The sequence below is a fragment of the Acinetobacter sp. YH12058 genome, from assembly GCF_013419805.1.
GTDB classification, from domain to species: domain Bacteria; phylum Pseudomonadota; class Gammaproteobacteria; order Pseudomonadales; family Moraxellaceae; genus Acinetobacter; species Acinetobacter towneri.
Genome location: NZ_VOZL01000012.1, coordinates 51,006 through 61,912 on the forward strand (window position 1 = coordinate 51,006; position 10,907 = coordinate 61,912).

Annotated in this window: 12 protein-coding genes; all 12 read right to left on the bottom strand. The window is 43.1% G+C overall.

Translation table 11 applies throughout. The annotated features are described in order from the left end of the window. Window positions 1-90: 90 nt before the first annotated feature. Window positions 91-1,239 carry an outer membrane protein assembly factor BamB gene (gene bamB, locus FTU09_RS08675; RefSeq protein ID WP_180079997.1) on the bottom strand — a complete coding sequence of 383 codons (1,149 nt, stop codon included), beginning with the start codon at window positions 1,237-1,239 and terminating at the stop codon, window positions 91-93. Beyond that, entirely contained in the window at window positions 1,239-1,940 is a 702-nt protein-coding gene (locus tag FTU09_RS08680; protein ID WP_004975103.1) for a tetratricopeptide repeat protein, read from the bottom strand. Before FTU09_RS08680 ends, bamB begins: the two co-directional genes overlap by 1 nt. Before the next feature lie 30 nt (window positions 1,941-1,970). Beyond that, a complete protein-coding gene (gene hisS, locus FTU09_RS08685) occupies window positions 1,971-3,266 on the bottom strand; it encodes a histidine--tRNA ligase (RefSeq protein WP_180079998.1) in 1,296 nt (431 codons plus the stop codon). Between the two features lie 3 nt (window positions 3,267-3,269). After that, window positions 3,270-4,391, bottom strand: a complete 1,122-nt coding sequence (ispG, locus tag FTU09_RS08690) for a flavodoxin-dependent (E)-4-hydroxy-3-methylbut-2-enyl-diphosphate synthase (protein ID WP_004975100.1) — start codon at window positions 4,389-4,391, stop codon at window positions 3,270-3,272. A 22-nt stretch (window positions 4,392-4,413) separates the two neighbouring features. After that, entirely contained in the window at window positions 4,414-5,223 is an 810-nt protein-coding gene (locus FTU09_RS08695) for a RodZ domain-containing protein (protein ID WP_004975098.1), read from the bottom strand. Next, window positions 5,214-6,002 carry a type IV pilus biogenesis/stability protein PilW gene (gene pilW / locus FTU09_RS08700; protein ID WP_371971077.1) on the bottom strand — a complete coding sequence of 263 codons (789 nt, stop codon included), beginning with the start codon at window positions 6,000-6,002 and terminating at the stop codon, window positions 5,214-5,216. The genes FTU09_RS08695 and pilW overlap by 10 nt, the downstream gene beginning before the upstream one ends. 75 nt (window positions 6,003-6,077) lie before the next feature. Further along, complete coding sequence (rlmN, locus tag FTU09_RS08705) at window positions 6,078-7,310, bottom strand: 23S rRNA (adenine(2503)-C(2))-methyltransferase RlmN (protein WP_004975094.1); 1,233 nt, start codon at window positions 7,308-7,310, stop codon at window positions 6,078-6,080. Window positions 7,311-7,446: 136 nt separating this feature from the next. Continuing rightward, entirely contained in the window at window positions 7,447-7,878 is a 432-nt protein-coding gene (gene ndk / locus FTU09_RS08710) for a nucleoside-diphosphate kinase (RefSeq protein ID WP_004975092.1), read from the bottom strand. A 161-nt stretch (window positions 7,879-8,039) separates the two neighbouring features. After that, window positions 8,040-8,240 carry a Fe-S cluster assembly protein IscX gene (gene iscX, locus FTU09_RS08715; RefSeq protein WP_004975089.1) on the bottom strand — a complete coding sequence of 67 codons (201 nt, stop codon included), beginning with the start codon at window positions 8,238-8,240 and terminating at the stop codon, window positions 8,040-8,042. A 101-nt stretch (window positions 8,241-8,341) separates the two neighbouring features. Then, complete coding sequence (locus FTU09_RS08720) at window positions 8,342-8,893, bottom strand: phosphatase PAP2 family protein (protein ID WP_004975087.1); 552 nt, start codon at window positions 8,891-8,893, stop codon at window positions 8,342-8,344. A gap of 25 nt (window positions 8,894-8,918) precedes the next feature. Beyond that, a complete protein-coding gene (locus FTU09_RS08725) occupies window positions 8,919-10,202 on the bottom strand; it encodes a glycosyltransferase family 1 protein (RefSeq protein ID WP_179988668.1) in 1,284 nt (427 codons plus the stop codon). Between the two features lie 266 nt (window positions 10,203-10,468). Further along, entirely contained in the window at window positions 10,469-10,894 is a 426-nt protein-coding gene (locus FTU09_RS08730; RefSeq protein WP_004975083.1) for a hypothetical protein, read from the bottom strand. Window positions 10,895-10,907: the final 13 nt, after the last annotated feature.

A 10,907-nucleotide genomic window follows, 5' to 3' on the forward strand; every position in this document is an offset into this window, starting at 1 on the left:
CTCTATTAAATAAAAACACGGGGCATTGATGATTCAATTACCCCGCGTAAAAATACGGACAACTATTTTAGCATAAAAGTCAGAACAAAATTAGCGGTTCTGCCAAACGCTTAATGCGCCCTTTTGCGTTGCGACATAGAGTTGATTGTCAATTACACGCAATGAACGGACTTCGCCATTGGTTTTTGAACGTCCAACCAGTTGCCCTGAGCTTGGATCAATGAGGTGTAAAACACCATCTAAATCACCGACCACTAAATATTGTCCAAACAACACAGGATTAGATAAACGACGGTTGAGCAAACTGTCATTTTCCCAAAGTGCTTGTCCTGATGTGATTTCGTAAGCTGCAATTTTACCATCTGCAGTGCTGACAAATACACCATTCCCCGCAACTTCTGGACGTTTGGTACTGCTTGCATCTTCACTCCAAATCACTTGTTGTGAAGCCAAGTCCAATACGGTGACCTGACCTTGGTAGCTTGTGGTCACCAAGAATTGACCAGCAACCACTGGGTCGCCATCAATGTCATTTAAGCGTTGAATGTCTGAACGGCCTTCACTAATGGCAACGCGGCGCTGCATACGTGGTACGCCTGTAACAATATCCAGTGCATAGACATAGGCATTTGCAGAAGCAATCAGTACAGTACGTGAATCGAGCGCCACAGGTGCAGCCATACCACGCAAACTAAATTGCACGTTTGGCAAGTTGTAAGTCCACACCAACTGACCTGTTTCGGCATTGTGTGCATATACCGTGCCGTCATTACTTACAGTCACCACACGACCCGCCTGAATTAACGATGGCGCAAGAATTGCACCTGTTAACTGTGCAACCCACTTTTGCTCACCTGTTTGCTGATCTAAAGCAAACAATTGTCCTTTACTGTTTCCTGCAACCACAATGCCATCAGCAGCATTGACACCTGCAGTTAAGCCTTGCTTAGACACTTGTTTTTGCCAAAGACGTTGTTTGCCTTGATAGGCAGCCATCTCACCTTTAGGATCAACAGTATAAATTACACCGTTTTCAGCATCCAATTGCAGGCGCAATGGATCGGCTGCTGTAGTCGATGCAACGCTTTGTGAAAATACAGGAACTAGACTTTGAGCTTGCTCAAGTTTTGGCAGTGGATTTGGCTTAACTTCTGCAACTTTAATTTTATTGGTGGAACACCCCGCCAAAGCAAGGGTTAAAACGGTCAGTGCAAACGGTATTTTATACTTTCTATTCATTAGCTCTCATCCACTTGTGTGTCTAATACTGGGCGTTCAATTTCAGGATCATCCACCAAAACACCAACACTTTCGAGTTTTATTTGTAAAATTTGACGTTCTTGTTTACGTTCCACCAAAGTATCCCATGCACTTTGATACGCTTTTTGGGCATTTTCACGGTCATTTTTCGCGACATAAACATCGCCACGCGCTTCATCTGCAGTCGCTTTAAATGCAGGATCAGTCACCGCGGCCAAACTTTGAATAGCTTCATCGTATTTCTTTTGCGCCAACTGTGCATAAGCCAAACGCAACTTAACCAATTGCACTAAGCCTTGGTCTTTTACTTTAGAGTTTTCAACTTTCTTTAAGGCTTTTTCTGCGGCAGCAAAATCTTGCTGATCGTAAGCGAGTTTAGCCATTAAGAATTGAGTTTGAATAGCTTGCGCAGAATCAGGGGCTTCTTTCACAATTTTATCGGCAGTTGCAGACAATTGACTGAAGGCATCTGGATTGCCTTCTGCTGTACGTGCATCATCCATCAGTTGTTGCACTTTAGCAGTATTCATTTGCTGCTCTGCCAAGGTTTTTTTCTGCCAATATTGCCATCCGAAAAAGGCAATCAACGCAATTAAAATCCCGCTAATCATGGCTGAACCATATTTTTTCGCAAACGATTTTAAACTATCAAGTTGTTCGTCATCACTCAATGCGCTCATTGGATTACCCTTTTCCTTATGTTATTTGGCTTATTGTGAAGAAAATTTTTTAATGATGAAAGGCACAATTTTGGTCACTGCAACAGTCGTTTGCTCAGCAGTTGCCAAGGTTTTCACTGCCAATTGCTGTGCTTCCGCTTCGCGCTCACCAAAAATCAAGGCATAGATTGCACCTGATTGATCGGCTTTTTTCATTTGGCTTTTCATTGAGCCTTGTGAACCAACTTTTAAGCGAATCTGGCTGCCCGCTTGTTCGAATTGGTCACGAATTTGCTCAGCTAAAACCAACGCCTTGCCTTGAGTTGTTGGATCTGCCAACAAGAATACTTCACAATCACGTACAGGCGTATTGTCTTCGACTTGCTCAAGCAACAACAATAAACGCTCAATGCCCATGGCGAAGCCCACGGCAGGTACGGACTGATCTGCCTTACCCTTCAACTGCCCAACCAAACCATCATAGCGCCCGCCTGCACAAACTGTGCCTTGCGAACCTAAATGCGTGGTTGTCCATTCAAAAACGGTTTTATTGTAATAATCTAAACCACGTACCAGTTTTTGATTAATCACAAACTCAATGCCTGCATCGGTTAAATACTGCTGTAATTGGGCAAAGTGATTCAGCGTATCTTCACCCATAAAATCATGCAATTTTGGAGCATTTTCTAGGATGCTTTGCGTTTTAGCATCTTTCGAGTCCAAAATACGCAGTGGGTTAGTACTTAAACGACGCTGTGAATCTTCATCTAAATCGGCTTTGTGCGCTTCCAAAAACTCAACCAAAGCGGCACGATACGCTGCGCGCTCATCCGACTCACCCAGCGTATTCAACTCTAAGCGAACTTTATCGGCAACGCCCATACGTTTCCATAAACGCGCAGTCATTAAAATAAGTTCGGCATCCATATCTGGTGTTGCAACGCCAAAAGTTTCTACACCAAATTGGTGGAATTGACGATAACGACCTTTTTGCGGTTTTTCATAACGAAACATTGGGCCGATATACCACACGCGCGGTGTCGCACCACGTAGCAAATTGTGCTCTAACATGGCACGTACACAACCCGCAGTTCCTTCAGGACGCAAAGTCAAAGACTCAGGCGGATTACCCTTGTCTAAGAATGTGTACATTTCTTTTTCAACAATATCGGTCGCATCACCAATTGAACGCTTAAACAAATTGGTTTGCTCAACCATTGGCAAACGAATTTGTTGATAACCATAAGCATCCATTAAAGATGCTAAATGTTGCTCTAGACGTCTCCACGCAGGTGTTTGCGTTGGAAGAATGTCATTAAAACCTTTAATTGCAACAATTGAACTCATGACTTACTCAGAAAAATTTGTACGAATAATCTCTTTAGATTTAGCTTGTTCAAGCTCTGTAACACGCTGACGAACCATGCTTTCGATTTCATCAACGAGTTGATTGGTATCAATTAAATGGCTCTTTTCACCATTACGATAAACCAATGAACGCGGACTTGCGCCCACCACACCAATATCAGCTTCTTTAGCTTCGCCTGGGCCATTCACTTTACAACCAATGACCGATACATCCATTGGAGTACGAATATCTTCCAAACGCTCCTCCAATGCCTGCATTACAGAAATGACGTTAAATTCCTGACGTGAACAGCTTGGGCAGGCAATAAAGTTAATCCCGTTAGAGCGTAAACCTAAAGATTTTAGAATATCAAAACCGATTTTAACTTCATCTTCAGGTTCTGCCGCAAGTGAAATACGCATGGTATCGCCAATGCCTTCCATGAGCAGACCGCCCAAAGCAATTGCAGATTTTACGGTACCTGTACGGTAAATACCTGCTTCAGTTACGCCCAAATGTAATGGATTATCAATTTGTTGTGATAACAAACGATAAGCATCCATGGTTAAAAACACATTCGATGCTTTGACTGAAACTTTAAATTCCTGAAAATCTAGACGGTCTAAAATATCAATATGACGCATAGCAGATTCCAGCAATGCTGCACCTGTCGGCTCGCCATATTTTTTCTGAATATCTTTTTCCAGCGATCCTGCATTCACACCAATTCGCATAGAAATATCATGATGTTTGGCAGCAGCCACCACTTCACGAATCTTGGCTTCCGAACCAATATTACCCGGGTTAATCCGCAAACAGTCTGCACCCGCATCGGCAACTGCCAATGCAATTTTATAGTCAAAATGAATGTCTGCCACCAACGGCACAGATACTTGCTTACGAATTTCGCCAAATGCAGCTGCGGCTTCCATGGTTGGTACAGAAACACGCATGATGTCTACGCCCGCATCTACACAACGCTGAATTTGCGCCACAGTTGCAGCAACATCACAGGTTTCCGTATTGGTCATACTTTGGATGCTGATGGGCGCATCACCACCCACATAGACAGAACCCACACGAATTTTACGGGTCGGACGGCGTTGAATTGGATTCACAATCATGATATCGCTCTACCTTGCTGCATTATCGAGATAAACGGAATTCTGCTTTTCCGTTCACAGTATATGGCGATAATGAAATCGACTCATTGTTCAAACTTAATGACACAGCAGTCGCATCATCTAAGCGAATTTGAAATGGGGCTTCGCCTTGTAAATTTAAAGTAGAGGCTTGACGTCCTGTCGCTAAAACATTGCCAGCAGAGTCAACAATATGCACTGAAGTTGGACGAGCAAATTGCAAATTCAGCTGATCGCCCGAAGCAAGTGCAGGCGTGCTGCCTGTCGCATTGTCAGAAATGATTTGCACATCGGATTGCAGTACTGCAATTTCAGGTTCTGCACCCTCTTGACCAGACGACATCCAGTTTTGAATTAGCGCGACCAATGCCCACAACAACAGCAATACCGCCACAATCACAGCGATACGTGTGAGCCACTTTTTATTGCGATCGCGGTTAGAGCCTGGCAGTTTTCCCATAATTTTGATGGGTGAATTGTTCAAGGCGTGATTTGGCAACAACCCTGTATCGTTGGCATAAATTTCATCAAAACGCTGAATAATGGCTGAAGCATCGACCTGTAAATATTTGGCATAGGTACGATAATAACCTTTAATAAAGGTCGCTTCAGGCAAAGCGGTATATTCGTCTTGCTCTAGCGCCATCAGCGTTTTTAATGGAATTTTCAAATCTTTTGAAACATCATCCAGTTCGCGTTTTTGATTGACGCGAATTTGACGAAGGTACTCACCTGGACGTTGAACATTTCCTAATGCATGGGGTACAGGCGTTGTCCCCTGTGTGGGTTGCGGTGAATTAGGATTTACTTCCATACGGCCTCAGTACTGTACTGTAATTGCAAATAACGTTGGTATTCTTGGCTATTGGGAAATAATGCACGCAGCTGGTTCACTAAAACCTGAGTTCCCAATTGATCGCCATTGGCACGTGCTAAACGAATCCCAATCCATAAGGCACGCGCACCCTGATTTTTTTGCCCCACAGCACGTACAAATTGTTCATACAATTGTCGCGCGGGTGCAAATTGTTGTCTTAAATATAAAATTTCCGACAACTCTAACATTGAAACATAAGAATCGCGATTGGCTTGCAAGGCTTGTTTGAATGACTTTTCGGCATTCTCTATATCGCCTAATTTCAAGTAAATACGACCTACATTTTCCAATGCTCTAAAGCGTTGATCATAACCCAGTGTTGCACCTGCAATACTGAGCTGCTCAATCGCATCATTATAGCGTTCTACTTGATATAAATACGTACCATAGTTGTTACGCGCTTGTGCATTTTTTGGGTCAGCGGCAATGGCACGCTTAAAATACGCATCGGCTTTTTCTAAATTCAGCTTGCTGCCTTCTTGTTGCAGCAACACGCCCATCATCATATTAGCGGTGGAATCACGTGAATCGCTTTCCAAAGCTTGATCAAGTGCGCGTTTGGCTGAGTCTAAATCGCCATTTTTTAAGTATTCTGCTGCCAACTGCGTACGTACTTGCACCGCTTTTTCAGGGTCTTTTTGCCCTAAGGTTGGAGCTGTGGTTTGACAAGCTGCAGCAAAAATTGCCGAAATACAAACAGTTGTAATTTGTGCGATTTTAAATACAGGCTTATTCAATGGACATCCCCTTTGCGTCTTCGTTCGATGCAAGTTAGTTATCTATACAAGTCATTATCCTTGCGAGCGTATGATTTCATTTTGCGCTGCAACTTTCTTTTTCCACTGTTCGGCACGGCGGGTGCGGTCTGCCACTTGTCCAACCAATTGCCCACACGCAGCATCAATATCATCACCACGTGTCTGACGAATCGTACACACAAAACCTGCATCAGACAAAGTTTTTTGGAAAGAAATAATTCGATTTCGGCTTGAACGTCCATACGGCGCGTGCGGAAATGGGTTAAATGGAATCAAATTAATCTTGCTTGGCAGGTTCTTGAGTAGCTTAATCATTTGCTGCGCATGTTCAGGATGGTCATTTACACCATCTAACATGACATATTCAATGGTCACGTGTTTACGCGCACTTTCGTTGCCATCTTTGCCAATATAACGCTGACAAGCTGCGATTAATTGTTCCAATGGATATTTTTTATTGATTGGAACAAGTTCATCACGCAGTTCGTTATTGGTGGCGTGCAAAGAAATTGCCAAAGCCACATCAATATCTTGTGCCAATTGGTCAATTTTAGGTACAACACCCGAAGTCGATAAAGTCACACGACGCTTAGACATGCCATAAGCAAAGTCATCTAGCATAATGCGCATGGCGTTCAAGACGGCATCGTAATTCAACAACGGTTCGCCCATACCCATCATCACCACGTTGGTCACAGAACGCTCACGTTCAATCACAGGCACATCTTCCATATAGGAATAGTTTGCCATCCACAACTGACCAATAATTTCGGCTTGGGTTAGGTCACGCTGAAAACCTTGTTTACCCGTAGAACAAAATGAACAGTCCAGTGCACAACCTACTTGCGATGAAATACACAGGGTTTTACGTGAGCCAGTTTTGTCTTCGGCAGGAATCAGAACGGTTTCGACCAATGAGCCTTCACCATCACCGACACGGAATACCCACTTACGAGTACCGTCTTTAGAATAATTTTTATGCACCACTTCAGGCGCTTTAATTTCACAAATCTTTTCCAGTTTTTCACGTAACTTGCCTGAAATATTGGTCATTTCAGCAAAATCTGTAACAAAAAACTGGTGAATCCATTTCATCACCTGCCCTGCACGGAATTTCTTCTCGCCTAAATCTTCAAAGAATTTTTCCATTTGTGGACGTGACATGCCAAGGAGATTCACTTTCTCTGCAGTCGCAGACTGTGCAGGAGCGGACGCAGATGCTTGCTGAACATCTGTCGCAGATGCAGCGAGGACTTCTGTACTCATGTGTGTATACCTAAACCATGTCTAAAGATGAAAGGAGAAGCTCAAGAGGTGAGCAAAGGTTTATTCAGAAAATAAAAATCGGAGAATAAAAAACCAGATAAGCATAATAACACTTACCTGGTTTGAATACTGCGTATTAACGAGTACGTGGGCAAACTTCAGTTTGAGCAAAGAAGTAGTTTACTTCACGCTCTGCAGATGCAACTGAGTCTGAACCGTGAGCAGCGTTTTCATCGATGCTTACAGCGAAATCTGCACGGATTGTACCAGGTGCAGCTTCTTTAGGGTTTGTTGCACCTAAAATTTCACGGTGAGCAAGAACTGCGTTTTCACCTTCAAGAACTGAAACAACGACTGGACCAGAAGTCATGAACGCAACTAGGTCACCAAAGAAACCACGTTCTTTGTGCTCAGCGTAGAAGCCTTCAGCTTCAGCTTGAGAAAGGTGTTTCATTTTAGTCGCAACGATTTTAAGACCAGCTTTTTCGAAACGAGCAAAGATGTCACCGATGTGGTTTTTAGCAACTGCATCTGGTTTTACGATAGATAAAGTACGTTCAATAGCCATGATTGGCTCCTTAAGTCAATGTTGACGCGAAAATTTTGCCGCATTATACCGAATAATGGGCTATTTTCTGCTTTTGATGTGTAAAAAAATTGCTTTTTTCGATATGAAGCGCATTGTGCAGGACCTTGATCGGCAAATCAATCTTGCTTCACACCGCTAGATTAACGTGCTTCGTCAATCCACGCCATTTGAATGGCTTCTAAGATGCCTTCAGTCGATTTTTCGGGATCATCTTGAAACTCTGGCAAAGCACAGACCCAAGCGTGCAAATCGGTAAAACGAATCCATTGCGGATCGACATCGGGATGCGCCTCATATAACTCAATGGCAATGTCGATGCTGTCCGTCCAACGTAAACCCATGTGTATTCCCTATTCTAGTCAAGACAGCGACTACTTTAACAAATTTCGCATGGGCTGCCTGCCATTACTGCACTGAATTTTCGATTTGGTTTTATCCAAGCTTATAAAACAATATTTACATAAGGTGCAGCCAAAATAATCGCACTCGCCACTGAACCGCCAATCATCGCCCCGACTGCCACATCACTCGGATAGTGCAAGCCTAAAATCATACGGGAAACGGCCACCAAAATCGTAAAGGGCAACATCAACATCAACAATACTGGCTGGATATAACCCAAAACCGTTGTGGTCATGACTGCATGCAAAGTGTGACCTGATGGGAAGCTAAAATGATCTAAGGGACGTTCACCCAAACGGATCACTTGGTGTACCTGATACGGACGTGGACGGACGGTTTTTTGTTTTAAATATTTATAAATACCTGTGCCGACAGATCCGCCTAACAACAGATAAATAATTTGTAAACTATAACCAATGCCCTGCATCATCCATGCACTTGCGAGCATGACATACCAGAACACACCATCGCCCAAACGGCTAATAACTTTAAAAAATTGTGCCACCCGCTGAGAGTGGGAAAAATGGTTAAGATACAAACAGCCTTTTAAGTCGAGATCCAGCATTCTTATTTTTGCATTTTTAAACTTCATCAGTTCTCTCCTCTTTGGCGTATAGCTAAGATGGCATGTGTAGCTCCTTCGCCACCAGATATAACGCCTGCTCAAATTGTTGGACTGGATACTGCCAGCCAATATTTAAAGTCGCTTTGCGGGCGTGTTCGCCCATCTGTCTAAGGGTTGTAAGATCGGGAAGTCGGTGGATATGACCGACCAAATCTTCTGGCTGACCGAGTGGACTCAACCAGCCTGTTTCATTCGGTTTTAGATGTAAACGTGCGCAAGCATAGTCATAAGCAATGACAGGCAAGCCACTGGCCATAGCTTCTAACACGACATTGCCAAAGGTTTCGACCTGACTGGCAAAAGCAAACACATCGGCACTGGCATAGGCTTGTGCAAGTGCTGTGCCACTTAAACTACCTGTAAAAATGATATCTCCCTGAGCGTTCATGGCTTCTAAACGTTCACGGTCTGGCCCATCTCCAACAATCACCAATTTCACAGGCTGTTCGGTATTTTTTGGCATACGCTGATAGGCATTAATAATAAGATTGACTTCTTTTTCAGGTGATAAACGCCCTACATACAACATCACCCGCGTATTTTCACTCGCACCCCAGCTTGCTCGCAGTTGGGTAGAACGAAAATCTGGTGAAAAATATTCAACATCGACACCACGCCCAACCACCACCAAAGGCCCTTGCACACCAAACTGACGCAATGATTTTTCAGTATGGCTACTTGGCACACACGTCAGCGAGGTATTGTTATGAAACCATTTTAGATAGTGCTGAATTGGCTTGAGTAAAAATGCCAAATCGAAAAAACGGCTAAAATCTTGAAATGCGGAGTGAAAACCACTTGATACTGGAATATTTTTTGATTTTGCAATATGTAAACTGGCAAGCCCTAAAGGGCCTTCAGTGACGATATGCACCACATCAGGTTGAAACTCATCTAAAGCCTGCGAAAGTTTAGACCACTGCGGCCAGCCAAATTGTAAATTATGATATTTAGGAATGGCTTGTGCTTTTACCAGACATTCTTGATACGGTTGGAATTGAGTGCAGGCTTGTTTTTGTTCAGGGCGAATCAATAAAATTTTGTGTCCAAGTTCCTGCAATCCTTTGCAAAGCTGCAACAGTGAACGTGCCACACCATTAATTTCAGGTGGCCAAGTTTCTGTTACAAGGGCAATTTTTAAACGTGGGCGGACAAGGTCTGAGAGTTCAGAGGTAGGCTGGCTGCTTTTTTGTTTTTGATCTTGTTTGAAATGAAATTTAAATGCATCGCTGTAACGCTCTAATTTACTGCTCTGCTTTGCCAATACATTGCTCATCGCCTTTTTGCTCAATTCTTATTTTATGCTTGCTAGCATAGAGCAGCTGCATTGCAGTAATATGATGCTTTGGTGACACATTTGTCATTTTTTTAACAACTCGATGATCGCCTATACCTAGTTTTGCACACATAGTTTTATGTATAAATTTAATGTAAATCGTTTGCTGTCATTCACCCTAAATAGATAAAAAAAGCAGATATTGGATACCTGCCTGCTGAATATCTTGTTTGCTGAATACCTGATCTGCTGCACATCGAAGCCCTCTAAAAAAGTAAATTAATATACAACTCATCGGTATAACGACCTGCTGGCGTTGTCAAACTCGGTTGTTCATCCAAGCGTACCGCGACACTGTATTTATGTCCTGTCGTAGAAACATGCCCTGCTATGGGCGTGTTCCACAGATTTGTTTTTGCTCCCATAATACTCATACTGGTGCGTAAACGGTGTGTGCCATTATTCACAAAACTGCTGCCATGTTTGTCACGTAAATTACGACTACTGAACTGAATGCTATAACCTCGATCACAGCGCACATTAAAACTGGTTGCAGTCTGGCTACGGTATTGTGAGCTCATTTGCAATAAAGATTCACTGACCGAACCAATGGTGCAAGCCTGTGCAGGAAAACAAATCCAGCATCCACACAGCACTAGACTTAATTTTTTTACCATCCCTAATTTTTTCATGTTCTCATCCTCA

Coding starts and splice junctions, on each gene's coding strand:
- FTU09_RS08725 (WP_179988668.1), bottom strand. CDS start 10,202: ATGAGCAATGTATTGGCAAAGCAGAGCAGTAAATTAGAGCGTTACAGC.
- hisS (WP_180079998.1), bottom strand. CDS start 3,266: ATGAGTTCAATTGTTGCAATTAAAGGTTTTAATGACATTCTTCCAACG.
- ndk (WP_004975092.1), bottom strand. CDS start 7,878: ATGGCTATTGAACGTACTTTATCTATCGTAAAACCAGATGCAGTTGCT.
- FTU09_RS08720 (WP_004975087.1), bottom strand. CDS start 8,893: ATGAAGTTTAAAAATGCAAAAATAAGAATGCTGGATCTCGACTTAAAA.
- bamB (WP_180079997.1), bottom strand. CDS start 1,239: ATGAATAGAAAGTATAAAATACCGTTTGCACTGACCGTTTTAACCCTT.
- FTU09_RS08695 (WP_004975098.1), bottom strand. CDS start 5,223: ATGGAAGTAAATCCTAATTCACCGCAACCCACACAGGGGACAACGCCT.
- iscX (WP_004975089.1), bottom strand. CDS start 8,240: ATGGGTTTACGTTGGACGGACAGCATCGACATTGCCATTGAGTTATAT.
- ispG (WP_004975100.1), bottom strand. CDS start 4,391: ATGATTGTGAATCCAATTCAACGCCGTCCGACCCGTAAAATTCGTGTG.
- FTU09_RS08680 (WP_004975103.1), bottom strand. CDS start 1,940: ATGAGCGCATTGAGTGATGACGAACAACTTGATAGTTTAAAATCGTTT.
- FTU09_RS08730 (WP_004975083.1), bottom strand. CDS start 10,894: ATGAAAAAATTAGGGATGGTAAAAAAATTAAGTCTAGTGCTGTGTGGA.
- rlmN (WP_004975094.1), bottom strand. CDS start 7,310: ATGAGTACAGAAGTCCTCGCTGCATCTGCGACAGATGTTCAGCAAGCA.